General features: G+C 28.8%; 24 protein-coding genes and 1 riboswitch. Of the genes, 10 read left to right on the top strand and 14 right to left on the bottom strand.

Annotated features, from left to right (window positions below):
• Positions 1-181: 181 nt before the first annotated feature.
• The 11 genes from B2S02_RS01190 to glyA form a co-directional block, all read right to left on the bottom strand.
• Positions 182-1,123, bottom strand: a complete 942-nt coding sequence (locus tag B2S02_RS01190; RefSeq protein WP_035132267.1) for an SPFH domain-containing protein — start codon at positions 1,121-1,123, stop codon at positions 182-184.
• Complete coding sequence (locus B2S02_RS01185; RefSeq protein ID WP_346876195.1) at positions 1,124-1,555, bottom strand: NfeD family protein; 432 nt, start codon at positions 1,553-1,555, stop codon at positions 1,124-1,126.
• 366 nt (positions 1,556-1,921) lie between these two features.
• Positions 1,922-3,700 (bottom strand): aminopeptidase P family protein, encoded by a 1,779-nt coding sequence (locus B2S02_RS01180; RefSeq protein ID WP_346848127.1) that lies wholly within the window; start codon positions 3,698-3,700, stop codon positions 1,922-1,924.
• Positions 3,701-3,902: 202 nt separating this feature from the next.
• Positions 3,903-4,868, bottom strand: coding sequence for a porphobilinogen synthase (gene hemB / locus B2S02_RS01175; protein ID WP_346876193.1), 966 nt, complete (start codon positions 4,866-4,868; stop codon positions 3,903-3,905).
• Between the two features lie 61 nt (positions 4,869-4,929).
• The gene (gene cobA / locus B2S02_RS01170) at positions 4,930-6,384 is read right to left on the bottom strand and encodes a uroporphyrinogen-III C-methyltransferase (RefSeq protein ID WP_346920147.1); all 1,455 of its coding nucleotides are present in this window, start codon (positions 6,382-6,384) and stop codon (positions 4,930-4,932) included.
• Positions 6,385-6,403: 19 nt separating this feature from the next.
• Positions 6,404-7,276, bottom strand: coding sequence for a hydroxymethylbilane synthase (gene hemC / locus B2S02_RS01165; RefSeq protein ID WP_035132259.1), 873 nt, complete (start codon positions 7,274-7,276; stop codon positions 6,404-6,406).
• 32 nt (positions 7,277-7,308) lie between these two features.
• Complete coding sequence (locus B2S02_RS01160; RefSeq protein ID WP_346876191.1) at positions 7,309-7,947, bottom strand: NAD(P)-dependent oxidoreductase; 639 nt, start codon at positions 7,945-7,947, stop codon at positions 7,309-7,311.
• Positions 7,948-7,977: 30 nt separating this feature from the next.
• On the bottom strand, positions 7,978-9,102 hold the full coding sequence (locus B2S02_RS01155; RefSeq protein WP_414632446.1) for a pyridoxal phosphate-dependent aminotransferase: 1,125 nt from the start codon (positions 9,100-9,102) through the stop codon (positions 7,978-7,980).
• Positions 9,103-9,140: 38 nt separating this feature from the next.
• On the bottom strand, positions 9,141-10,106 hold the full coding sequence (gene cbiB, locus B2S02_RS01150; RefSeq protein WP_414632278.1) for an adenosylcobinamide-phosphate synthase CbiB: 966 nt from the start codon (positions 10,104-10,106) through the stop codon (positions 9,141-9,143).
• A 14-nt stretch (positions 10,107-10,120) separates the two neighbouring features.
• Complete coding sequence (locus B2S02_RS01145) at positions 10,121-11,617, bottom strand: cobyric acid synthase (protein ID WP_346876190.1); 1,497 nt, start codon at positions 11,615-11,617, stop codon at positions 10,121-10,123.
• 260 nt (positions 11,618-11,877) lie between these two features.
• A riboswitch (cobalamin riboswitch) is annotated at positions 11,878-12,050 on the bottom strand.
• Positions 12,051-12,185: 135 nt separating this feature from the next.
• Positions 12,186-13,418, bottom strand: a complete 1,233-nt coding sequence (gene glyA, locus B2S02_RS01140) for a serine hydroxymethyltransferase (protein WP_346848120.1) — start codon at positions 13,416-13,418, stop codon at positions 12,186-12,188.
• 379 nt (positions 13,419-13,797) lie between these two features.
• Here glyA and B2S02_RS01135 point away from each other — a divergent pair, with 379 nt between their 5' ends.
• Positions 13,798-13,980, top strand: a complete 183-nt coding sequence (locus B2S02_RS01135; protein WP_150845548.1) for a hypothetical protein — start codon at positions 13,798-13,800, stop codon at positions 13,978-13,980.
• Positions 13,981-14,016: 36 nt separating this feature from the next.
• Here the strand turns inward: B2S02_RS01135 and yfcE are convergent, their stop codons facing one another.
• A complete protein-coding gene (yfcE, locus tag B2S02_RS01130; protein WP_346876189.1) occupies positions 14,017-14,562 on the bottom strand; it encodes a phosphodiesterase in 546 nt (181 codons plus the stop codon).
• A 150-nt stretch (positions 14,563-14,712) separates the two neighbouring features.
• Here yfcE and B2S02_RS01125 point away from each other — a divergent pair, with 150 nt between their 5' ends.
• The 3 genes from B2S02_RS01125 to B2S02_RS01115 are packed head-to-tail and all read left to right on the top strand — an operon-like array spanning position 14,713 to position 17,838.
• A complete protein-coding gene (locus tag B2S02_RS01125) occupies positions 14,713-14,964 on the top strand; it encodes an NAD(P)H-dependent oxidoreductase subunit E (protein ID WP_346848118.1) in 252 nt (83 codons plus the stop codon).
• Positions 14,955-16,661 (top strand): [Fe-Fe] hydrogenase large subunit C-terminal domain-containing protein, encoded by a 1,707-nt coding sequence (locus B2S02_RS01120; RefSeq protein ID WP_346876188.1) that lies wholly within the window; start codon positions 14,955-14,957, stop codon positions 16,659-16,661. The genes B2S02_RS01125 and B2S02_RS01120 overlap by 10 nt, the downstream gene beginning before the upstream one ends.
• A 1-nt stretch (position 16,662) precedes the next feature.
• Entirely contained in the window at positions 16,663-17,838 is a 1,176-nt protein-coding gene (locus B2S02_RS01115) for a SpoIIE family protein phosphatase (protein WP_346848116.1), read from the top strand.
• A gap of 24 nt (positions 17,839-17,862) precedes the next feature.
• On the opposite strand, the gene B2S02_RS01110 is transcribed toward B2S02_RS01115, so the two are convergent.
• The gene (locus B2S02_RS01110; protein ID WP_346848115.1) at positions 17,863-18,510 is read right to left on the bottom strand and encodes a TIGR01906 family membrane protein; all 648 of its coding nucleotides are present in this window, start codon (positions 18,508-18,510) and stop codon (positions 17,863-17,865) included.
• A gap of 199 nt (positions 18,511-18,709) precedes the next feature.
• On the opposite strand from B2S02_RS01110, the gene hemA reads away from it, so the two are divergent.
• The 4 genes from hemA to B2S02_RS01090 all read left to right on the top strand — a co-directional run bounded on the left by hemA (position 18,710) and on the right by B2S02_RS01090 (position 23,521).
• Positions 18,710-19,951, top strand: coding sequence for a glutamyl-tRNA reductase (gene hemA / locus B2S02_RS01105; protein WP_346848114.1), 1,242 nt, complete (start codon positions 18,710-18,712; stop codon positions 19,949-19,951).
• Between the two features lie 13 nt (positions 19,952-19,964).
• Positions 19,965-21,239, top strand: a complete 1,275-nt coding sequence (hemL, locus tag B2S02_RS01100) for a glutamate-1-semialdehyde 2,1-aminomutase (RefSeq protein WP_346848113.1) — start codon at positions 19,965-19,967, stop codon at positions 21,237-21,239.
• A gap of 268 nt (positions 21,240-21,507) precedes the next feature.
• Positions 21,508-22,953, top strand: coding sequence for a Na+/H+ antiporter NhaC (gene nhaC / locus B2S02_RS01095; RefSeq protein ID WP_346848112.1), 1,446 nt, complete (start codon positions 21,508-21,510; stop codon positions 22,951-22,953).
• 124 nt (positions 22,954-23,077) lie between these two features.
• A complete protein-coding gene (locus B2S02_RS01090; protein WP_346848111.1) occupies positions 23,078-23,521 on the top strand; it encodes a ferritin-like domain-containing protein in 444 nt (147 codons plus the stop codon).
• Between the two features lie 100 nt (positions 23,522-23,621).
• Here B2S02_RS01090 and B2S02_RS01085 read toward each other — a convergent pair whose 3' ends face one another.
• Positions 23,622-24,080: a hypothetical protein gene (locus B2S02_RS01085; protein ID WP_035132239.1), complete on the bottom strand. Its 459-nt coding sequence runs from the start codon at positions 24,078-24,080 to the stop codon at positions 23,622-23,624.
• Between the two features lie 271 nt (positions 24,081-24,351).
• Here B2S02_RS01085 and B2S02_RS01080 point away from each other — a divergent pair, with 271 nt between their 5' ends.
• Together B2S02_RS01080 and B2S02_RS01075 are read left to right on the top strand one after the other, a co-directional pair.
• The gene (locus tag B2S02_RS01080; protein ID WP_346848110.1) at positions 24,352-25,593 is read left to right on the top strand and encodes a patatin-like phospholipase family protein; all 1,242 of its coding nucleotides are present in this window, start codon (positions 24,352-24,354) and stop codon (positions 25,591-25,593) included.
• A 121-nt stretch (positions 25,594-25,714) separates the two neighbouring features.
• Entirely contained in the window at positions 25,715-26,170 is a 456-nt protein-coding gene (locus tag B2S02_RS01075) for a CBS domain-containing protein (RefSeq protein WP_035135753.1), read from the top strand.
• The last annotated feature ends 23 nt before the right edge of the window (positions 26,171-26,193 follow it).

The raw sequence follows: 26,193 nt of genomic DNA, 5'->3' as shown, positions 1-26,193 counted from the left end.
TCACCTACCTTTTAAATTATATATTTATATAAACTTTCTCATTTCACTGTATTAAGAGTATATGCTAATATAGAATTTTTTACAATATTTATTTAATAAATTCAACATTTTAATATAGATATTGTAATTATTTATGTATAAAATAAAGCATTAGGTTGTGTCCTAATGCTTTGTTTTATTACTATTTATTATTTTTTAGCATTTCACCAATAGCTGCTATACTTCCAAGGGAAGATAGTGTTTCATTTGGTAATATAAGCTTGTTAGCAGGATTATTAGCCATTTCTTTAAGAGCTTCAACTTGTTTTAAAGCTATAACAGTTTCATTAGTTCCTGATTGAATTATAGCTTCATTTACTCTTCTTATCGCTTCTGCTTCTGCTTCTGAAATTTTTTCAATAGCTTTTGCTTTACCTTCTGCCTCTAGTAATTGAGATTCTTTTAATCCTTCTGCTCTTCTAATATTTGCTTCTTTTTCCGCTTCAGCAGCAAGTATTTTACTTCTCTTTTCGCCTTCAGCTTTTTCAATTTCTGATTGTCTTGATCCTTCTGCTTGAAGAATCATGGCCCTCTTATCTCTTTCAGCTCTCATTTGTTTTTCCATAGCCTGCTGAATTTCTGATGGAGGTACAATATTTTTAATTTCTACAGACAATAACTTAATTCCATAAGCATCAGTAACATTATCAACGATTTGTAATAATTTTGAGTTTATAAGGTCCCTTCCTGCTAATACTTCATCTAGAGTCATATCACCTAAAATATTTCTCATATTAGTTATAGTGGAATACATTATACCTTGAACATAGTTTTCTATGTTATAAACTGCATCCTTTGCACTTAAAACTTGATAAAATATAACGTTATCTACAGAAATATTAACATTATCTTTAGTTATTACGTTTTGTGGTGGTATATCAAGTATTTGTTGTTTAACAGATACCTTCTTTCTAATAAAGTCCACAAAAGGTATTGTTAAGTGCCAGCCAGGTTCTAATACCTTATAAAATTGACCAAACCTCTCCATAACATAGTTAGAACCAGTGTTAACTACTTTAACTGATGAAATTATGATGACTAGAACTACAAATAGTATGACTAAAACACCAATTACTAATTCCATTTAAATCACTCCTTTTTTAATTATCAATTTATTATTTTCAATTTTTAACACCTTAAAAGTATCACCAATATTTATATCTTCACCTATATTTCTAGCTGTCCAATAAACTTCGTTAACTTTTATTCTACATTCCCTATTACTTTCTAATTTAACTTCAGATACAAACTCTCTATCTTCATACTTGCCAACCAATGGTTTTTCAGTTGGTAGATTTACGTTAATATATTTTTTAGACACCTTTAATCCAAATATAATTGCAATAGTTCCTAGTATTAAAGCAATCCATATTTGTGTAGTAAAGTCTACAAAATATCCTGCAATAAAAGCAGGAATAAATCCTAACCCTAACCATGAAAAGGTAAAACTACTTGTAGTTATATCTACAATTATTACAAAAATAAGTAATCCAAACCAAATCCAGTTTAAATCCATTAAATATCACCTCTCAAATTTAAATAATATTAACAAGCATATATAAATTATTATATGCTTGTGTATTAAGTATAATTATATCACATTATAGTAAAATATTATATTTTTTTATATTATTTAATCAGGTATTTTTTCCACCTATATAGCGTATATATTATAAGTGTACATATAAACACCAGTAAGTTTGGAGGTATTGCCATGAACCGTGATTCTAATATGTTCAGTTATTTGTTTATAGGTATGTTACTAATTATAATATCCGGAATATTTAAAATGCTATAATATTAAAATGCTATAATAAAAATCATCCCTATTATGTAGAGATGATTTTTGTTTTGTTATGAAACAATAATTTGTAATATAAGGTTAAACTTCTCTAGTTTCTTTCTTCAAAAATTCTTTTTCTTCTGTATTTAGATAAGGTGATAACAATTTATATACTTCTTTATGATAATTATTTAAGAATAATTTTTCCTTTTCTGTAAGCATATCTATTTTTATACCATCTAAATCTATAGGACAATAGGTAGCTACATCAAACTTCATAAATTGTCCCCCATATTCTGTTTCATTGTCTTTAGTAACAAATAGTAAATTCTCTATTCTAATACCATGCTTACCTTCTTTATATACACCAGGTTCATTTGTAACATTCATTCCTTCTTCAAATACTACTGTATTAGGAACTTGTGAGAAGTTTTGTGGTCCTTCATGAACATTAAGGAAAAATCCAACTCCATGACCAGTTCCACATTTATAGTCAATTCCTGCTTCCCAAAGTGGTGTTCTTGCAATAACATCTAAATTAGATCCAGTAGCTCCATATAAGAACTTAGCCATAGTTAAAGCTAAATTACTCTTAACTACAAGAGTAAAGTCTCTTCTTTCTTCTTCGGTCAATTCACCTAGAACTATGGTTCTTGTTATATCTGTAGTTCCATCATAATATTGCCCACCTGAATCCACTAAGAATAATCCTTCTGGCTTTAAAATATAATTACTTTCTGGCGTAGCAGAATAATGCATCATGGCAGCATGCTCTTTATATGCAGCTATGGTTGAAAAACTTGGTTCAACAAAATACTCTTGTTCACTTCTTAATTTAATTAGAGTATCTGTGGCTGACATCTCAGATATTTCTTCTTTATCTACATTTTCTTTTAAGTACTTTATGAACTTAACCATAGCAACTCCATCTTTTATAGTACAGTTTCTAAAGTTACTTCTTTCAACTTCATTCTTTATTGCTTTTAAATCTGTAGTTATATTTCTTTTTTCGATTTTAGAAATAGATTCATTTAATGAGGTAAGAATTTTCACATTAGTTTTATTTGGATCAAATAATATAGATGTATCTTTAAGTTCTTTTAAGTTATTGAATATCTCATTATACTTTAATATATCAACAGAAGAAGCCTTTAGATTGGTTATAACTTCATCAGTTAATTTATTATTATCTATGAAAAACTTAACATAATCCATGCTAATTAATAAATAAGATATTGTTACAGGACTGCTTTCTACATCATTTCCCCTAATATTTAATGTCCAAGCGATATCATCTAAGGAACTTAATACGTAATATTCAGCCCCTATTTCCTTCATCTTTTCACGAATAATAGCAAGTTTTTCTGATGCTGATTTACCTGCAAATTTAACATCATGAAGAAACACCTTTGTATTAGGCATAGCTGGCCTATCACTCCAAATTGGAGATATTAAATCCTTTTCTGGATTTATTTTTATTTTTCTGCTTTTAAATGTTTCTGTCATAGTTTTATATATTCCAATAGGCATTACAGAACCATCAAAACCAACTATATCTCCTGGATTAAGCTCTTTTTTTAGAAATTCTGTGAAGGTAGGAACCTTAGGTTGTCCCATTTTAAAAAGCTCTATTCCCGTACCAGATAGTTGCTTTTCAGCTTGAATATAATAACGACCATCTGCCCATAGTATTGCTCTATTAAGAGTTACCACTACAGTTCCTGCTGAACCTGTAAAGCCAGAAATCCATGCTCTAGCTTTGAAGTATTCAGCTACATATTCACTTTGATGAGAATCAAAACTAGGAATAATGTAAGCTGATAATTGATTTTCCTTCATAGCCCTTCTTAGGCTTTCAATTTTTTCTTTAACATTCATCCATATTCACCCCTATTTTCTACTAATAAACATCTAAACCTATTATACTGCTAAAATTTTATACAATCAATGATATAATTTATAAATATGAATTTCGTTTTAAAATTATTCATTATACCAAATATCTAAATTCTGATTTCTAATTATTATGGTATAAAAAAACTCATTGCTTTATTACAATGAGTTTTTATGTTAAATCTATTTATTCTTTAATCCATTTACTTGCTTCTAATGCATAGTAAGTGATAATTAATTTAGCACCAGCTCTTTTTATTGAAATTAACATTTCAAGAGCAGCTCTTTTTTCATCAATTAATCCATTTTCTCCTGCATTTTTTATCATAGCATATTCTCCACTGACATTGTAGGCAGCTATAGGCATATTAAAAGTCATACTGGCCTCTTTTATTATGTCTAAATATAATATAGCTGGTTTAACCATTACTATATCAGCACCTTCTTCAATATCAGCTGCGATTTCTCTCATAGCTTCCTTACCATTAGCAGGATCCATTTGATAGCTGCTTCTATCTCCAAATTGAGGAGCTGAATTTGCAGCTGCTCTAAAAGGACCATACATAGCAGAACTATATTTTGCACTATAACTCATTATAGATATATGCTTAAATCCGTTTTCATCTAAGATATCTCTTATGGCTTTAACTCTACCATCCATCATATCTGAAGGTGCAATCATGTCAGCTCCAGCTTTAGCATGAGAAAGTGCAATCTTAGCTAAGTACTTTAAGCTTTCATCATTATCTACTCTCTCATTTTTAATAACTCCACAATGACCGTGAGAAGTGTATTGACACATGCATACATCGGTAATAACAAATAATTCCTTAGAGATTTCTTTGACTTTTCTTATTGCTCTTTGAACTATACCCTCTTCACAGAAAGCTGAAGAAGCAATTTCATCCTTCTCATCCGGAAGTCCAAATAAGATTATACCTTTTACTCCTGCAGCAATAACTTCATCTATAACTTCTGGTAATCTATCTAAAGACCAGTGGTAATTCCCTACCAGAGATGGAATCTCTTCTTTAATATTTTCTCCTTCAACCACAAAAATTGGGTATATAAAATCATTACTATTTAAAATAGTTTCACGTACCATATCTCTTATTGCACTAGTTTCTCTTAATCTTCTATATCTTTTGAACATAATAAACATGGCCTATTAATGCAAGGCCATGATACACCTACCTTTCAGTCTTTAAAAAAATTTATTTTATTAAGGTATATATAATACCTTGAGTTCCAATTTTATCACATTGTGTATAGGATAATTGATGAATATTTAAAGCCTTTGAAGTAATAGGCCCTATTGATATAATTGATTTTTCTTTTATCTTATCTATTCCAACTAAAGTAATCATATTTTCTACGGTGCTAGGACTAGTAAATACAACTGTATCACAATTATCAAAAGAAACTATATTAGGATTTTCACCAATAACTGTGTCATATACTGGTATATCATCTACCTCAGCTCCAATATTTCGAAGTTCATTTACAATATAGTTTCTCCCCTTTTTTGAGCGTGGAATTAATATTTTATCTCCTGATGAAACCTTTAGTTCTATAGCTTTAAATAAACCTTCACCTGTAAATTCCTCTGCTGTTAAAGTTGGAATTATTCCCTTAGCTTTTAAAGCTTTAGTAGTAGCATCTCCTATAGAAACAAACTCACCTTTAATTTTTCTTATATCTATACTGTTATGGTATAATGCATTAAATAGCATTTCAACTCCATTAATACTAGTTAATAATATATACTTATAGTCTTCTAATTTATTTTCAATAGCTTTAATACTTTCAGGATTAGGTTCTATTGCAATAGAATTTATTTCTGTAACTGAAGCTCCTAATTTAGATAATTCATCGCCAATTTCCCTGCTTTGAGCTTTACTCCTAGTTATGCAAATATTTCTTCCGAATAGAGGTAACTTCTCAAACCAATTCAACTTATCATTGAATTTGACTACTTCTCCCACTACAATGATAGATGGATTTGATATGCCCTTTTCCTTTGCTATTTCAGTTATATCTTTTAAAGTTCCTACTGCTTTCTTTTGATTAGAGGTAGTTCCACTCATTACAAGAGCTACTGGAGTTTCTTCTCCTAATCCAGCAGTAATAAGACCGTTGCAAATGCCTCCTAATTGTTCATAACCCATCATAAAAATTAAAGTACCCTTTAATTTAGCTATAGTTTCAAAATCTAAGTTTAAACCAGCTGCACTTTTAGCAGTAAAGACATGAAAACTTTGGGCAATTTTCCTATGGGTTACAGGTATGCCACCATAATTGAGTGCTGCAATAGGTGAAGTTATACCTGGCACTACTTCAAAATCAATATTTTCATCTATTAGAGCTAAAGCTTCTTCACCACCACGACCAAATATGTATGGATCTCCACCTTTAATTCTTCCAACAATATGTCCTTCTTTTGCTAATTTAACTAAGGTATCATTAATCTCTTCCTGAGTTTTATAGTGACATCCTGGCTCTTTTCCACAATAATAAAGTTTTGCATCTCTATTTACATATTTTAATATTTCAGAACCAGATAATCTGTCATAAAGTATAGCTGTACATTCTCTTAAAACCTTTATAGCTCTTAATGTTATTAAGTCTGGTGATCCTGGACCACCTCCAATTAAATAAACCTTTCCCATAAATCCTCCTATTAAATATCTACTTATTTAAGATAACTTGTGATAATTTTTTTCCTAAGTTTAAATATTCTTCTTTATTTCCTATTATAGTGTCTTTTACTAAATTACCATTGACTTCATATATACCCATAATAGTCATTACATCATCTTCTATAGAAGCATATGCACCAATAGTAGAATGACAATCACCCTTTAACTCTCTCATAAAACTTCTTTCAGCTTCTACGCAAATTCTAACTTCCTCATTATCTAGAGCCCTTAATTCATCTGCATACTCACAACTCTCATGAATTTCTATACCTAAAGCTCCTTGTGCAATAGCAGGAATTATTTCATTTGTTTCAAAATAATTGGTAATAATTCCTTCTAATCCCAATCTCTTTAATCCAGCAGCTGCTAATACTATTCCGTCTAAGTTTTCATTTTCAATCTTATCAATTCTTGTTTGAACATTACCTCTTACAGGAACTATTTCAATGTCTGGTCTTAAAAGGAGAATTTGCTCACTTCTTCTTTTACTACTAGTACCAACTCTAGCCCCCTTAGGTAAATTAAAAAATGAAACACCATTCATAGAAACAAAGGCATCCCTTACATCTTCCCTTATTGGCGTAGCAGCAATAGAGAAACCATCTGGTAGCTCATATGGCACATCCTTCATACTATGGACTCCTCCATGTGCTTTTCCATCAATCATTAATTTTTCTAACTCTTTTATAAAGACTCCCTTTCCACCTATTTTATCTAACGTTACATCAAGTCTTTTATCTCCTAAAGTATCTGTAAGAACCTTTTCACATTTTATATTATGTAGCTCTTCAACCAAATCCATTACATAATCAGTTTGAACTTGAGCAAGCTTACTTTTTCGTGTAGCTAATTTTAAATTCAATTCTACTCCTCCATTCATTGTATAATTTAAATCTATACCCATTCATTTATTAAATCCGAATAAAATAATTGCAAAATCTCAATATGGTATCCATTGTTAAAGAAGAAAAGAAAATCTTCAGAACATATAAAATTTAGAATTTCACTTTTATTATTTAAAGTTGTTACATTATTTCTAATATGAGTTATAAATTCTATATAATTGTCAAAGTTCTGAAGATACTCCTTTGCCTTATTGCATAAAAATACCGATGCTTTAGGATTTTTTCCTTTAATTCGAAGCCCCAAAGCAATATTTTCACTTCTTCCTGTAGCACAAAGAATAGCTTTAGAATTCTCCGGAAGGGTAGTATCAATAAAAATTTTATTTTTACTGTTACATATATTCCTAATATTTTCGTTGAATTTAGAATCATTTGTACAAATTACAATTAAATGATAATCCTCCAATAACTCATTAGTAAAAGTTTTATCTAGAAGTTTCAAATTATCATAAGCACCATCTAACAACTTAAATTCATCTGTAAACTGTTCTGAGATGCAATGAACCACAAACCTACTATTTAAAAGAGTTTTAGCTTTTATTAAAGCACTTTTTCCTCCTCCTAATATTAAAACTTTAGTATTCATACCATTCAATGAAATAAATACGGAATCATTAAAACTATCCATGAGAATCCTATCCTTTATTTTAATATTTATTTAGCTACTAATTTCACTTAAAGCTTTTATAATAGTTTCATTCATATCTCTAGTTTTTATAGCTAACCTTACAAAACTATCATTAAGACCAGTATAGTTATTACAATTTCTAATTAAAATACCCTTTTCCATAAGCTGTTTTAAAAGTTCTGAGCTTGTAATTCCTTTTATCTTACAAAGAAAATAATTAGCCTTGCTTTCATACACCTTTTGTATAATCTTTATATCATTCAAAGATTTTTTCATAAATGCTCTTTCGGATATCAACCAATTTTTACTTTCATCTATAAACTTTTCATCAAATAATGCATACTTAGCAGCAACTTCTGCAAAACAATTCACTGTCCAAGGATTTTGATTACAAATAATGAAATCTAGTAATTTATTATTTCTACTTATGGCATAGCCCAAACGAACTCCTGCCATGGAGAAAAATTTTGTTATAGCTCTAACAATTACAATACAACTATAATTATGTATATAATTAATTATACTCTTATTATTATCTAATACAAACTCTATAAACGCTTCATCAATAATCACTAATTTATTATGGGCTTCACAATAATCTAATATGTTTTTAAATTTACAATGATCAATAATACAACCATTTGGATTATTAGGATTAGCCATTATTAACCCCTCAGTATTTTGTATCTGTGTAAAAATATCTTCATAATCATATTCCATAAACTCATTTAAAAAAGAATAATTGATATCCAATTTATGTTTTTTACTAAAATCTTCGTATTCTACAAAGGAAGGAACAACTATGGTTATAGAATTCAAGTAGCTTATAACTAAATCTAAAATTTCAGCTGCTCCATTTCCTACTATAATATTTTCAATACCTATGCTATTAAAATACTCTTTACCATAGGCATTTCCATTAAAATACTCATTACTTTTAAATAAATAATTTAATAGGTTATTTTTTAATTCTCTATATTTTATATCTGGATACAGAGGTACCTTTTCTAAAGCTTCTCCTATATTTCCCTTAAAATCCTTAGATATGGATATAGGATTTACATTTGAGCTAAAGTCTAAAAGTTTTCTTCCAATTAAAGTACCTTCAGTATATATATCTCCTCCATGTTTCAAAATATATATACCACCTTTCATCTTAATATGTGCAAGTATATAAAAACACTCACCTTTAACTAAAGTATAATTATAGATGTTAAACTTAATATTATTAGTAAAATTTCACTACTATACATTAGTATTATAGATTTCTTAATGTGTTGATGACTTAAAGCTTCTGTAGCATCTCCAATAGTTGGTTTTTCTACTATTTCTCCAAAGTAGGTATTAGCACCACCTAATTGAATAGATAAGGCTCCAGCAGTAGCTCCCTCAGGATAGGCACAATTAGGACTTTTATGATTCTTTCTGTCTCTAATCATAATCTTAAAGGATTCAATTATCCTTCCCTTAACTACCCATGCTGTAAGACACATTAATACTCCAGTTAGTCTAGCAGGAATAAAATTAAATATATCATCAACATTTGCTGGAAAAAAACCTATATTCTTATATTTTTCATTTAAGTACCCTACCATAGAATCCATAGTGTTAATTCCTTTATACATCATAGCAAGTGGTGCCCCTCCTATGATGGCATAAATTATAGGTGCAATTATACCATCAGAAGTATTTTCAGCTATAGTTTCTACATCACCTCGAATTATTTCATCCTTACTTAAAGAAGTTGTATCTCGACCTACAATATATGAAAGCTTAACTCTAGCTTCTTTTATATCATCCTGAACAAGAGCATTATAGACCTGAATTCCGGCTGTATGAAGACTCTTAGCAGCAAGCGTTGTCCATATTATTAAAGTATTAACTACTATAAAAACAATATTATTTATTATAGATAGCTTAAGTAATAAATATGGAATAGTGTATGTAATTATACAAACCATAAACACCATAAATAAAGAAGCCCACTTCAATTTAATATTATTAGGGAAATGTTTTCTTAGCCACTTTTCTATAGCTCCAATAAGTTTTCCTATATATATAATCGGATGTGGTAGCCAATTAGGATCACCTAAAATAAAGTCTAAAATAACTGCTAAAGATACACAAAGTATATTTAAGGATATATGAAAATTAATCATGATAACTTCTCCCACTATCTATTTAAGCCCATTATTTTATATATTTTATTCATATCTATAGAGGCTCTTACAAGGTCAGCTAGTTTATCTAATTCCTTTTCTCTTAAGTGCTCATAAGCCATAGAAACCTTCTCTTCAATTCCCTTGTCTCTTCTTAATTCATTAATAATGTGTTGTCTAAACTCAACCCCATCAAAAATACCATGAATATACGTTCCCATAACATTTCTTTTATTATTTACTACCCCATCTAAATGATTAGCTTCTTCATTATTGCTCTTATTTATGTTAATAAGGCTTTTACCTTCATCTAAAATCGTAGTTTTTCCCATGTGTATTTCATATCCATAAATACTTAAAGGTGTATCATTGTTTATTAAATCCTTTGCTATGATACCATTAACTCTAGTAGTAATCTTTTTCTCTTCAAAAACTGTTTTTATAGGTAAAATATCTAATCCTTCCATAGACTCTAGTGTAGTTTCAACTCCATAAGGATCCTCTAATATCTTCCCTAGCATTTGATATCCTCCACAAATACCTATGATTTTCCCATTAACTTCATATTCTCTAATTTTGTTATATAAGCCTGATTTTTTTAAATATTCTAAATCCCCTAAGGTATTTTTAGTTCCAGGAATTATAACTAAATCAGGAGTTTTAAATTCAGTTACAGTTTCAACATATCTTACAGAAACATCTGGTTCTATAGATAACGCATCAAAATCAGTAAAGTTTGATATATGCGGTAACCTTATAATGGCTATATCAATTTTATCTGTGATATTTTTATTAAGGTCAACAGCTCCATCTTCATCCTCTAAGTCTAATTTAAAATATGGAACAACCCCTAAGCAATCCCTATGAGTTAACTCCTCTAAACTATCTACTCCAGGTTTAAGTAAGGATATATCTCCTCTAAACTTATTTATAATAGTTCCTTTAACTCTGTCCTTTTCACTATCACTAAGGAGCATAATAGTACCTAATAAAGAAGCAAATACGCCGCCCTTATCGATATCACCTACAAGTAAAACAGGTGCATCTATTAGTTCAGCCATCCCCATGTTAACAATATCGTTGTCTCTTAAGTTTATTTCTGCTGGACTTCCTGCCCCTTCCATAACAATAATATCAAATTGATTTTCTAATTTTTCAAAAGCAGACTTTAAATCATCCTTAAATTTAACTTTTAAATTGTGGTATTCCTTTGCATTGGAGTAACCATATACTTCTCCATTAAAAATTATTTGACAATTTTTATCTGTAGTAGGTTTTAGTAGAATAGGATTCATATATACCTCAGGTTCAAGCCCTGCAGCATAAGCTTGCAAAACTTGAGCACGCCCCATCTCTTTTCCATCCAAAGTTATATATGAATTAAGAGACATATTTTGTGACTTATATGGACATACCAAATATCCATCTTGTTTAAATATTCTACATAATGCAGTAACTAGTATACTTTTTCCTACAGAAGAAGCTGTACCTTGAATCATTATTTTAGCCATTTATAATACCTTCTTTCTATTAAGTAGAGAACCCAAATCTTTGATTTGGGGTGAATCACTTACTCAGCGAACGCAGTGAGTCGAGTTTCAATTTAAATAAAATAAAAAAGCAAGGAAGAAAAGCTCCCTTGCCAAATAATTAAAATTTCCATCTTAGTAAAATAAAAAATATAAGTTTAAATCTAAGTAAGATAAACTTACCAAAATCTTTAATTTTACTTATACATATTAACTTAGTCACTAAAATAGCTCATTTCCCTCCGAAAGCTCATATTTAGGCAGGTCTCCTGGCTTATGAATCATTCTAACCTCACCTTCCCCTATTAAGAGTGGTATTTGAGGGTCGTCATCATTTACAGTAGCGGGGGCTGCTATGGATTTTAACCATATTCCCTTTTCACTTTTAAAAAGCACCTAAAATACTATTTAATTTTCACCCATAATTATAAGAGGTTTAAACACATAAGTCAATATAATGTGAATTTTACTTTGCATTCATTCTTATATTCTATAAAAAATGTAAAGACCTAGCAGTGAAAATGCTAGGTCCTTAGTTATTACAAATACTTTACTTATATAATGGAATTTTATTGCAAAGAGCTTTAACTCTTTCCTTAGCAGGTGATAAATCAGCATCTCTGTTATCAATTGCCCAATTCATTATATCAGCAATTTCAATCATTTCTTCTTTTCCAAAACCTCTAGTAGTAGTAGCAGGAGTACCTATTCTAATACCACTAGTTACAAATGGGCTTTGGGATTCAAAAGGTATTGTATTTTTATTTACAGTGATTCCAACTTCGTCTAATAGATGCTCCGCTGCTTTTCCTGTAATATCTTTATTTCTTAAATCCACAAGAATTAAATGATTATCGGTACCATCAGACACTAATTTAAATCCTTTTTCTTTTAATGCACTTGCAAGAGATTTAGCATTTTCTAAAACTTTTTGCTGATACTCTTTAAAAGATGGGTCTAGAGCTTCTTTAAAGCAGATAGCTTTAGCTGCAATAGTATGCATTAATGGACCACCCTGTATTCCAGGGAATATAGTTTTATCTACTAGTTTTGCATACTTTTCTTTACAAAGTATTGCCCCACCCCTTGGTCCTCTTAAAGTTTTATGAGTTGTTGTTGTAATAAAGTCTGCATATGGAGCTGGACTAGGATGTACACCTGCGGCAATAAGTCCAGCTATATGAGCCATATCTACCATCATATATGCACCTATCTCATCACATATTGATCTTATTTTATCAAATTCTATTATTCTTGGGTAAGCACTAGCCCCCGCAACTATCATTTTAGGCCTTTCCTCTAAAGCTACAGTTCTTAATGCATCATAATCTATAAATCCATCTTCACCTACTCCATAAGATATAAATTTATATAACTTTCCAGAAAAATTAACTGGACTTCCATGGGTTAAGTGTCCACCATCAGATAAATTCATTCCTAATACTTTATCTCCTGGTTCTAATACACTCATATAAACTGCCATGTTAGCTTGAGAACCTGAATGAGGTTGAACATTGGCATGGTCTGCTCCAAATAGTTTACACATTCTATCTCTAGCAATATTTTCAGCAACATCTACGCATTCGCAACCACCATAATATCTTTTTCCTGGATATCCTTCTGCATATTTATTTGTAAGAGTGGACCCCATAGCCTCTCTCACGGCCTCACTTGTAAAGTTTTCTGAAGCGATAAGTTCGATTTTACTTTCCTGTCTAGCAGTCTCAAGACAAATTGCTTCATAAATTTCCGTATCAATGTTTTTAACATGTTCTAAGTTCATACATACTCCTCCTGCAATTAAAATTAGTTGTTTTTGGTGGAACCATGTGAATAGCTTTTTAACAAGTTTTTTTCTTTTGCGTTAGTAAAGCTTTAGTACTTAGTTTTGCAGCACAGATAGCAACAATATAACCACCAGAACCTTTACATATTATTATAACATTTATTTTCATGTTAACATACTCAATTTTTTAATTATTCTTGAAATTTTTTAATTATATGACTTTATGTGTACAAAAACACCCTTAAATAGTTTCTATATATTTAATTTTTTAAAATACTATTTAACATAATTTAATAATTCCTTTAGCTATATTATTGAATAAATCATCTACGTTGTTATATAATCTATTTAATTAATAACTACAAGGAGGAATGATATGGAAATTCATATATTTCTAAAAGGCAAGAAAGAAGCTGAAATTTTTAAGGGAGATAGAATTGATATCCTTGATTTTGAAATGGGTGGAGTTAAGTATAAGCAAGTGAGATACTTTAGAAACGGATTTAGTAAAAGTGAATTAATTGAATCTAATATAATTGATAAAATAATTAAAAAGTAGAGGAAATACCCTCTACTTTTTAATATAGAACATTATTTAGTTCAATACTATTTCTTGAATTATAGTTCCCTCTAATGTTTTTATATAGAATACATCTCCATCTACAACTCCATAGCTATGAGGATTATTTTCCTTTGGATAAGAAATAGAACCTGGATTAATTATAGAAATGCCATCTTTTTTATTAATACCTAATATATGTGTATGACCATGTAGCATTATATCTTCTGTAGATATATTAGGCATATTATTCTCATTATATTTGTGTCCATGAGTTAAAAAAAATCTTTTGTTATTATATAAAACTACAGAATAATCTCCCATGCATGGAAAATCCAATAACATTTGATCAACTTCCGAATCACAGTTTCCACGTACTGCAATTATCTTATATCTATATTCATTTAGTATCTTTGCTACCTCTTTAGGATCATACTCTTCCGGTAATGGATTTCTTGGCCCGTGATAAAGTATATCTCCAAGAATTAATAAATAATCACCCTGTTCTCTATTAAATACTTCTATAGCTTTTTTTGTGTATTTTGAAGAACCATGAATATCAGAAATAACTACTAATCTCATTTTATATCCTCCCATAATAAATTTTATACTTATTATTTACATTACTTTTATAACATTGTCAAATGTATAACAACATGTGATTGACGGTATTTTACCAAAGTTCTATAATTTATTATATAACATATATACAGATTAAGGAGGGGTTTTATTTTGATTGTTAAAGTTTGTGTTGGAAGTGCTTGTTATGTAAGAGGTTCTCACAATGTTATAAACCGAATTAAGAGCTTAATAGAATTAAATAATTTAACAGATAAAATAGAATTAAAAGCTTCATTTTGTCTTGGTCATTGTACTGATTCGGTATGTGTTACTGTCGATGATAACATTTATACTGTAAATGAAGATGAAGTAGATAAATTCTTTGAAGAATATATAGTTAAGAAGGTGAATCTATGCAAGTAATGAATTTTTCCTCCGCTAACTGTAAAAATTGCTACAAATGTGTACGTACTTGTACAGTTAAAGCTATAGAAGTCTTAAATGATCAAGCTAAAATCCAAGAAGATAGATGTATTTTTTGTGGTCATTGTTTAGTCGTATGTCCTCAAAACGCTCGTCATGTGCTTTCAGATATTGATGATGTCAAAGCAGCATTAAATAGCAATAAAACAGTTGTTGCTCAATTAGCACCTGCTTTTAGAGGAGTATTCTCTCATCCTTCTAAATTGATAACTGCTCTAAGAAGATTAGGTTTTTCTTATATTGAAGAGGTTTCCATAGGTGCAGAACTAGTAACTCAAGAATATGAATGTAGGATTGATTGTAGTTCAAGTAGTGAATTTATCACAAGTTGCTGTCCTTCCATAGTAATGTTAATAGAAAAATATTATCCTGAATTAATTCCATTAGTTTTACCAGTATCCTCTCCTATGGTCGCCCATGGAAAAAGCATAAAAAATAGATATGAGGAATCTTATACTGTTTTTATAGGTCCATGTGTATCTAAAAAATATGAAGCTTTATCTGAATCTAATTTAGGATTTGTTGATTCTGTGTTAACCTTTGACGAAATCATCGACTATATAAAAGAAAATGGTATTGAATATTCTGAACTAGAAGATGGAGAAGTAGATTTTAGCGGTACTACAAGAGGTGATCGCTATCCTGTAGTTGGTGGAATATTAAATGCCATAAGACCTACTATTGATAAAAAAGATTTAAATGTAATTAGGGTTCATGGTCTGGAAAATTGTAAAGTTATTTTAGAGGAACTTAAAAATAACACTTTAAAGAATGTGTGTATAGAATTAAGTGCCTGTAATGAAAGTTGTCTTGGCGGTCCAGGCACATTATCTGATAATGAATCTGTATACACTAGACTACAAAGAATTCAAGATTACTTAAAAACAAAAAATAATAATTCAAAAGTTATTAATATAAATAAGGATAATCTTAATCTTACAAGAAACTTTGAAAATAAAAAAATCCATATGCTAACACCTAAAGACGATGAAATTAAAGTTCTTCTTAAACAAATGGGAAAATACACTAAAGAAGATGAATTAAACTGTGGCGCTTGTGGATACAACACTTGTGTTGAAAAGGCAATTGCTGTTTACAATGGAATGTCTGAGGTTGAGATGTGTGTACCTTATATGAGATCATTAGCAGAAAATATGAATAGTGAAATATTTAAAAATTCACCTAATGCTTTAATTATAATTGATGATAACTTATTGATTAAGGACATTAATCCCTCTGGAAGAAGAATGTTTTTAAATTGTGAAAAAGAAAGTATAATAGGAGTTCCTATAACAGAAATTATACACGACTTAGACTTTAAAAAAGTAGCCGACACAAAAAAGAATATTTTAGGTAAAAAAGTATTCTACAGTAAGTTAGATTTTCATGGGTATAAAAGTGTAATTTATATTAAAAATCACTCATCTTTATTGATAACATTTACAGACATAACTGAGGAAGAAAATAGGAAATTAGAATTGACTGAATTGAAGCGTAAATCTATTGATGTTACCCAAACAATTATAAACAAGCAAATGATGGTTGCTCAAGAAATTGCTAGCTTACTTGGTGAAACTACTGCAGAAACTAAAGTTGCTATCCTAGAGTTAAAAAAAGTATTAGAAGAGGAAGACTAATATGAGAAAATATTACTTAGATGTAGCTAATATGAGTATGAATAAACACGGTGAAGAACTTTGTGGTGACAACGTTGAAATTGCTAATACAGAAGATGGAATTATCGTAGTGATGTCAGATGGTCTTGGCAGTGGTGTTAAAGCTAATATACTAGGAACTTTAACATCTAAGATTGCAGTTACTATGTTAAAAGAAGGGGCTACTATAGATGAGACTATAGATACTATAATTAATACATTGCCTGAATGTCAAGTTAGAAAGTTAGCCTACTCCACTTTTACAATTGTGAAAATTAAAAACAGTGGCGAGGTATATATGGTAGAGTACGATAATCCACCTGTTTTTCTTTTTAGAAATAATCGTAGTTGTGACATCAAGAAGAATCGACGTATAGTGAATGGTAAAGTTATTTTTGAAAGTAGATTTTATATGAATGAATCTGATGCTCTAGTTATTATAAGTGACGGAGTTGTACATGCTGGTGTAGGTGGACTCTTAAATTTAGGTTGGGAATGGCCTCATATAAATAGATATCTAACTAATGTACTCCATAAAGAGGTGATTGCTCAAAACATATGTAGACAACTATTAGAGGTTTGTAAAGACTTATATGATAATAAACCTGGGGATGATACAACAGTAGTAACTATTAAGATAAGAAAGGAACAAAACATCTCTCTCTTTACAGGGCCACCTAAAAATAAGGATGACGATGATATTCTTATAAATCTTGTGAAAAATGCTACAGGTAAAAAAATTGTATGTGGTGGCACTACTGCTAATATAATATCTAATACATTACACACCCCGATAGAGATAGACTTAAAGCATTATACTTCGGAAGTCCCGCCTATGGGATTTATGAAAGGGATAGACTTGGTTACAGAAGGTATACTAACTTTAAATAAAGTAAAAGAATTATTAAAAAATTATCTAAATTCCATTAAAAAGAATGCTATACCCTGTGCTATAAATGGCTCTGATGGAGCCTCTAGAATTACTAATATGTTAATTAATGAAGGTACATCCATAGATATATATATAGGGCAAGCAGTTAATCCAGCTCATCAAAATCCATCTTTTCCAGATGAATTTAATTTAAAAATTAAAATTGTTAAAGACATAGCCAGATTACTAACTGCATTAGGTAAAAAAGTCAATGTAAATTATCTTTAATTTCAAAAAGATATTAGATTTTTTCTAATATCTTTTTAAATTCTTTTTATTATAATTGTAATACACCACATATAGTACTATTCCAATGACTATGCAAAGAATTCCAATAGTACCAGTACATAATGCAAAAAACTCTTCAGGTAATATGTTTATAATAGGATCTGTGTTGGGATCAAAAATCCATTTATCATTATTAAAAAAAATTTTATGGAATATTGTAAAGAAAAAATTAAAGTTAATACTTACAACTATTGAGAATATAACTGGAGTAATAATTGATATAATGGAAATATATTTTATATAAATATAGCTCTTATAACTGCTAGTATACAGTACAGACAATATTGCTAACGTAATTATTAAACTTAATATAGTAATCTTAGCTAGTTTAAATAATTCCTTTACTTCTTTAAAATGAAAAGCACCAGCCTCTGATGATTCTAAAGATGGTAGTTCAAATTTGTCGTTGTTATTATATAACAAATAGTCTATTACATAAGAATAATTTTTTTTCATCTCCGCAATAGATAAGCTTGTTCTCTCTTCCATATTAAATTTATTAATACTGTAAGTATAAATAGGTTTAATGCTTGTTACTATTAAAGTAGAAATAAGAATAATTAAAACAAAACCTGTAATAGAAATAAGGACATTTAGAATAAACTTTTTCATAGTATTACCTCACCTTTTATTTGTTAGAAATTAGTAATCTATACAATACAATTTTATTATCCTATTTTATCATTGTCAAAAAAATTTTCATATAGTATAATTTTCATGTTACAATATATGAGTTATAATGTGCCCACTTGTAGTGGGTTTTAAATTTGATTAAATAAAATTTAGTAGTTTCATAGATTTGGGGGTAAAGATGATTCATTTAATTGGAATAAAGAAAGAACTTGACTTAATTTTAAGAGCTAAACTAGCAATATCCCAAGATAATATAGATGGAATATTACTAAAAATGAAAGAAACTCTATGCGAAGAAGTTGTTATAATTAATACCTGTAATAGAACAGAAATATACTTAAAATCTTCCCTATCTCAAAATATCATAATACAAGAAGTATTCAATACACTTAATTGGGATGAAGAGTTTATTAAATATATATTTTACTCTAATGATAGCAAGGCTATAACTCACTTACTGGAAGTTAGTTGTGGGTTTCATTCAAAAATTTTAGGTGAAGATCAAATCTTAGGTCAAGTAAAGGATGCCTACTTAAAAAGTAAAGAGTTAAAAGTTATAAAAGCTTCTTTTGATAAGCTATTTACAATGGCTATTAGTTGTGGTAAAGAGTTTAAAACCGAAAGTAAACTATATAAGACACCTGTGTCCTATTCATCTATTGCTGCTAAAAAAGCTATAGACCAAGGTTGTAAAAATATATTAATATTAGGTTTTGGTAAAATGGCTCAATTAACTTTAAATTATCTTATAGGAAAACAAGATATCTTAGATAAAATATATATTGTAGTAAGAAATACAGATAAGGTTATTAATCATAGTACTATAATAAAAAATATAAAATTAATGGAAAATAAAAAGATTGAAATTATACCCATTGATAATATGGTAGATACTTATAAATATATAGATGCTTTAATATGCTGTACTTCTTCCCCTACTCCAATTGTACTAAAGAAAGATCTCCCTTCACAACCAATTTTAATTTTTGATCTTTCCTTACCAATTAATGTTGAAGATTCTTGTAGTGAATTAAAAAATATATGTTTATTTAATTTAGATAATCTTCAAAATGTAGATAAAGAAAATAAGATTCAGCGAAGAAATATTATGAATTCAAATAAATATATAATAAAGAAATACTATGGTGAATATAATAATTTTTTAAAGTTAATGTCCTTAAGTGGTATAATTAAAGATGTAAAAGAAGAAGGTAAATTACTTGTGGAAAATAATCTTAAAACTTTTAAAAATAAAAAGTACACTAAAGATAATGACAAGCTTGTAGCTACCCTTTTAAAAAGTAGTGCTAACACATATATAAATCGTGCCATTGAAGTTTTAAAAGAAGAAACTTTAAAAGGAAATAATAAGGACGCCTATGAGTTAATTGAACGTATTTTTCTAAATAAATTTAATTAGGAGGAAGAGCTTAATGAACAATAAAACTATATTTGAAGAAAGCAAAAAGTATATTCCCGGAGGAGTTAATAGTCCAGTAAGAGCACTTAAGGATATGGGTATCACCCCTCCTATTATAAAATCTGGTATGGGTTCTAAAATATATGACGAAGAAAATAAAGAATACATAGATTTTGTTGGAGCTTGGGGACCTATGATTTTAGGGCATTGTAACTCCAGAGTTGTTGATGCTATAAAAAATACTTCAGAAACTGCTATAGCCTTTGGTGCACCAACAAAATTAGAATTAGACTTAGCAAAACTTTTATGTGAAACTGCCTCAATTGATATGATTAGAATGGTTAACTCTGGCACTGAAGCTACTATGAGTGCAATTAAATTAGCCAGAGGCTATACTAAGAGAAATAAAATTGTTAAATTTGCTGGTTGTTATCACGGCCATTATGATGGATTTTTAGTAAGTGCAGGTTCTGGTGTTATGACTTGTGGAATACCTGGCAGCGCTGGTATACCTAAAGAACACATAGAGCATACAATTGTTGCTAATTATAACGATATAGATAATTTAAAAGAAATATTTACTGCTTATAGTAATGATATAGCCTGTGTTATTATTGAACCTATTGCTGGAAACATGGGAGTTGTTAAACCTTCTATGGAGTTCATGGAGAACTTAGATAAACTTTGTAAAGATAATGGTACTTTATTAATATTTGATGAAGTAATGTGTGGTTTCAGAATTGCATATAAAGGCGCAAGAGAGCTATTCCCAAATGTTAAACCTGATCTTATTACCTATGGTAAAATTATTGGAGGTGGCTTACCTTGTGGGGCTTATGGCGGAAGACGTGAAATCATGGAACTACTTGCTCCATTAGGCCCTGTGTATCAGGCAGGAACCATGTCAGGTAATCCTCTTGTTATGGCTGCTGGAATAGCAACAGTTAAAGAATTACATGAAAAACAAGATATATATACCCATATAGAAACCATAGGAACAAGATTAGAAAATGGTATTAAAGAAATTTCAAAAGAAAAAAATATAAATGTAGTAATTAATAGAGTTTGTGGTATGATGACTGTATTTTTTACAGACTTAAATGAAATTAATAATTACGAAGATGCTAAAAGTTGTAATACAAACATATTTAGAAAATATTTTATGCATATGTTAGACAAAGGAATTAATTTACCACCGTCACAATTTGAAGCAATGTTCCTATCAATTTCTCATAGCGAAGATGATATAAATAAATTTCTTACAGCCTATAAATCATTTAATATATAAGTGTATAATTATAACATTTATAATAACTTGGGGTACAAAGTTTTTTTGTACTCTTTTTTTATTACAATAAAATGAATATAATAATTTATCAAGTTTCATAAACTAATTATAATAGCTGTTTATATCAATTATTTTTCATAAAAATGCATAATATTAAATACAGCTTTTTAATTCATAAATTTTCTGAATAGTATTGCAATTATAATTATACTGATATATAATTTATTTAATTACTTAAATTGGAATTTAATATAGGAGTGTGTTGTTAATGAAAGAAAAAAAACAAAAATCTAGTAAGATAGCTTCCCCCCCTAGAAAGCCAAAAGTTTGGCAAGCTCTTATACCTATTTTAGTTCTCATTATTTCTCTATCTATTGCAATTATATTCTATGAATCAAGTCCACATATTCCTTTAATAATTGCAGCTGCAGCTGCAACTATTACAGCTTTATGTATTGGATTTAAATGGGAAGATCTCGAAAAAGGATTTATCGATACTATTCAAATGTCAATGCAAGCAATTATAATACTTATGATAATTGGAGTTTTAATTGGTGCTTGGATATTAAGTGGTACTGTACCAACAATGATTTATTACGGACTTAAAATTTTATCTCCTGGTATATTCTTAGTTGCTACATGTATAATCTGCGCTATAGTTTCATTAGCTACTGGAAGTTCGTGGACAACTGCTGGTACTGTAGGTATTGCACTTATAGGCGTAGGTATTGGTTTAGGAATCCCTACTCCAATGATAGCTGGTGCTATAATATCTGGTGCATATTTTGGAGATAAAATGTCACCGCTTTCTGATACAACTAACTTAGCTCCTGCTATGGCTGGTTCTACTTTATTTGATCACATTAAGCATATGTTTTATACTACAACGCCAAGTTTAATAATATCTCTTATACTATTCGCTATACTTGGGATGAAATATGCAGGCCAAGAATTGGATGTATCAAAGTTGAATATAATATTTGATGGACTAAAAGCCTCCGGTGTAATTAACCCAATTCTATTGCTACCTCCAATAATAGTAATAATACTTGTTATAAAAAAAATGCCTGCAATTCCAGGACTACTAATAGGTGTTGCTACGGGAGTTCTTTTAGCTATTTTAGTACAAGGTTCTAATTATGGTGATATAGTTAACATTTTAAATGATGGATATGTAAGTGAAACTGGAGTTGAAATTGTAGATGAACTATTAACTCGAGGTGGCCTTCAAGGTATGATGTATACCGTTTCTTTAATTATATGTGCGATGACCTTTGGTGGTATAATGGAGAAAGCTGGATTCTTAAATGTACTTGCTGAAAAATTACTTAGACTTGCCGTTAATACAGGTTCTCTTGTACTAATTACTATAATTTCTTGCATTGTTGTTAATATACTTGCTGGAGATCAATATTTATCTATAGTTATTCCAGGTAGAATGTATAAAGATGAGTATGCTAAACGTGGCTTAGCACCTAAGAATTTATCTAGAGCTCTAGAAGATTCTGGAACATTAACATCACCATTTATTCCATGGAACACCTGTGGAGCATTTATGTCTACTACTCTTGGTGTTTCTTGTTTCTTATATGCACCATTCTGCTTCTTGAACTATATAAATCCTATAATATCAATAGTTTATGGATACACAGGATTCTCAATGGAAAAACTAGAAGACCCAGAAAAACTAGACAAACCAGTTATCAAATCCTAGTATGCTTTGAAAAGATCATATATTAAATGGCCTTTTTATCCTTTTATAATATTTTCTAATATGAATAATGTCAATACCACTTAGGCAATAATATAATGAATATTATTGCAAGGAGTTGATTTTCTTGGATAAAAAATATATAGTTAATAGTTTAAATGAATTATTACAGGGCATATATATTGATATAAACCTTTTTGAAGATTATATAAAGCACTCTAAAAATGAAGATGTTATTTCTCAAATATCTAAAGTTCGAAATGACTACCAAAAACATGCATATAGAATATGTAATATAATAACTGATTTAGGTGGTAATCCTATAGAAATTGATAATTGTGTTGATATAAATTCATATATTAATATTGATGCTACAGTTATTGACAAAGAGCTTTTAAAAAAAACTTGTGAAGCTGCAAATAATGTATTAAATTTAGGTTGTAAATTAATATCAGATCCTAATTTTATTAATCGTGAAAGCTATACTACTATAAATTTAATGAATAAAGATTATCAAAAACATATTAATCATATTGAAAGATATGAATTATATAGTGGTAGTTTTCAATAAAAATTGTAAAATAATTTCAATACATTATAATTCCTAAAAACATTAAAATGCCCTATTAGTATTAATTCAATAAAATACTAATAGGGCATTTTAATATATATTATCTTTTTTTATTAATCTTTTTACCAATGATGTATCCTATTAAAAGTCCAGTTCCTAATGCAAGAGCAGACTTTACTTTTTCAAATTTAATTTCAGCATCTGAAATAGGTTTCACATTGTTAATTATAACTGTATCCTGTTCTATAATATCTTCATTTGGATATATAAAAGCTCCTACTAAGCACAAATGATTAAATCTTTCTTCTGAAAAGTTATTCGATAAATCTTGAAGAGTTTTCAAAAAATATTCTTTAGTCCACTTATTATCCTCTTCTAGTTTTGCTCCATCATGAATTTCAAATAATCCCTTAATGTTTTCTTTAGCATAATTTAATGCATTTATAATTTTTTCTGAATTTTCTGGTTCAACTCTTATGTATTCAATTAATGCTTTTCTTACTTCCTCAATACTATTGGATTTAACTGCTTCTTCTATTAAATTTAAACTTATTTCCATAACTAATCTCCTTCTCATCTTGGTTATTATTGAAATCTTCCGACATTTTTAAATTATATCATTTAAAATAGTTTACTATACTATAATTCTATTGTTAGTATATACTAATTATATAGTTTTTTACATAAAAGTTCAACGTATAAATAGTAATTATTAGTATATATAATATAATCATTATAATAATTATCAAATTTAACTCATTTAGTATAATATAATATTAAGTAGAATTATATTTAAGTTAATTTTACTTACCGAAGGGGTGTTATAACGCTTGAATAGTTATGGATTAGTATTAGGTGGTGGTGGTTCTAGGGGTGCTTATGAAGTTGGAGTGTGGAAAGCTTTAATAGAATTAAATATAGATATATCTTCGGTAGTTGGAACTTCTATTGGAGCTATTAATAGCGCTTTTATATGTAGCAATAATTATAATGACTTAGAAGAGTTATGGCTATCAATAGATTTTTCAACTTGCTTCAATATTGATGATAATTTTTCTATAGATGAAAATCTATCATTTAAAAATCTTCCTAAATTCATGAAAAATATTATATCTAATAGAGGGTTAGATCATACACCTTTAAAAAGATTACTACAACGCTATTTAAATGAAGATATAATAAGGAATTCACCTATAGATTTTGGTATTGTTACCCTTACTATGTATCCCCTAAAACCTATAGAAATATTTAAGACTGATATTCCTTACGGAAAAATTATTGACTATATAATGGCAAGTTGCTCTCTGCCTGGCCTAAAGCATATGGTTATTGATGGTGTCAGTTTTGTTGATGGAGGTATGTATAATAATATTCCAACCAGCATGCTTTTAAATAGCCCTTGTTCTGCTATAATCCAAGTGGATATAGATGGACCTGGATTCAGTCAAAAAATTAATAATATAAATGATATACCTATAATAGAAATAAAATGTAGTGAAAATCTTGGTCCAATTATTAGTTTTGATAGTGAAAGAATTAAAAGAAATATAAGTATAGGATATTTAGATACATTAAAAACCTTTAAGCAATTAACAGGACAAAACTATTATTTTTTCAAAGATGAGTTCCCTAAGGGATTATTAGTAAATATTAATGCCATTGAGTTTAAACTTATAACTGATTCCTTAAATTTTAATAATTCCCTATACAATCATTTAAAACTATTAAGAACTATAAAAAAAATTGATAACTTTTCAGGCATAATAACAAAAAGCCGTGTTAATATTATCATGGCTATGGAAATCACTGCAGAAATTTTAGAAATTGAAAGAAATATTGTATATAGATATGATGAACTTTTAAATAAAATTTTACAAAAAGTAAATGTATATAAAAAAAATATAAATTGTAAGGAACTTTCACTAAAAGATTATTTAATTTTTAAAAATTGCAATCTTCTAGATACATCTAAATCCACAATAGCCTTTAGAAACACTTTAGCAATTACATTTCCTAAAGAGTTTATTGCTCATATGTTTTTGTGTTTAATTAATTATAGAATCAATTTATAGCATTACATGTTCTTAAATTATTAAAAACTTTACTCTCTTTTAGTCTAAAAACTATGTTATAATTAAAGTATAGCTTTTTAGTATACTTATTGAATATTGATTTATTGGAGGATGATAAAATATGAACATTGCCTTTTTTCTAACTCCTAAAAGCGAAGTAATTTTTGAAAAGGTTAGTTCTACTATGCGAAGAGCAATGGAGAGAATGGAATATCATAGATATACTTCTATACCTTTAGTGGATGATAAAGGAAAATATGTAGGTACTTTAACAGAAGGTGATCTTCTTTGGAAATTAAAAAATTCTTCCGAATTAAGCTTAAAGGATACAGAAAATGTTTTAATAAAGGATATACCAAGACATTTTAAAGATAAACCCGTATCAATTAATTCTGATATTGAAAGTTTAATACTTGTTGCTAAATCACAAAATTTCGTTCCAGTAGTTGATGACTCAAATATATTCATTGGAATTATAAAAAGAGGAGATATAATATCATATTGTTATAAGAAATTATTTGAGGTAGATAATAGTGATGAGTTTAGCGAATTTAAAACTATGTCAAAAATAAGTTAATAATTATCACTTAAGTTTAAAAA

Origin of the sequence: Clostridium sp. UBA7339, assembly GCF_002470865.1 — a bacterium.
Taxonomy (GTDB): Bacteria; Bacillota; Clostridia; order Clostridiales; family Clostridiaceae; genus Clostridium_J; species Clostridium_J sulfidigenes.
The sequence above is the reverse complement of the archived record's forward strand: the minus strand, read 5'-3'. Positions and strand labels throughout refer to the sequence as shown.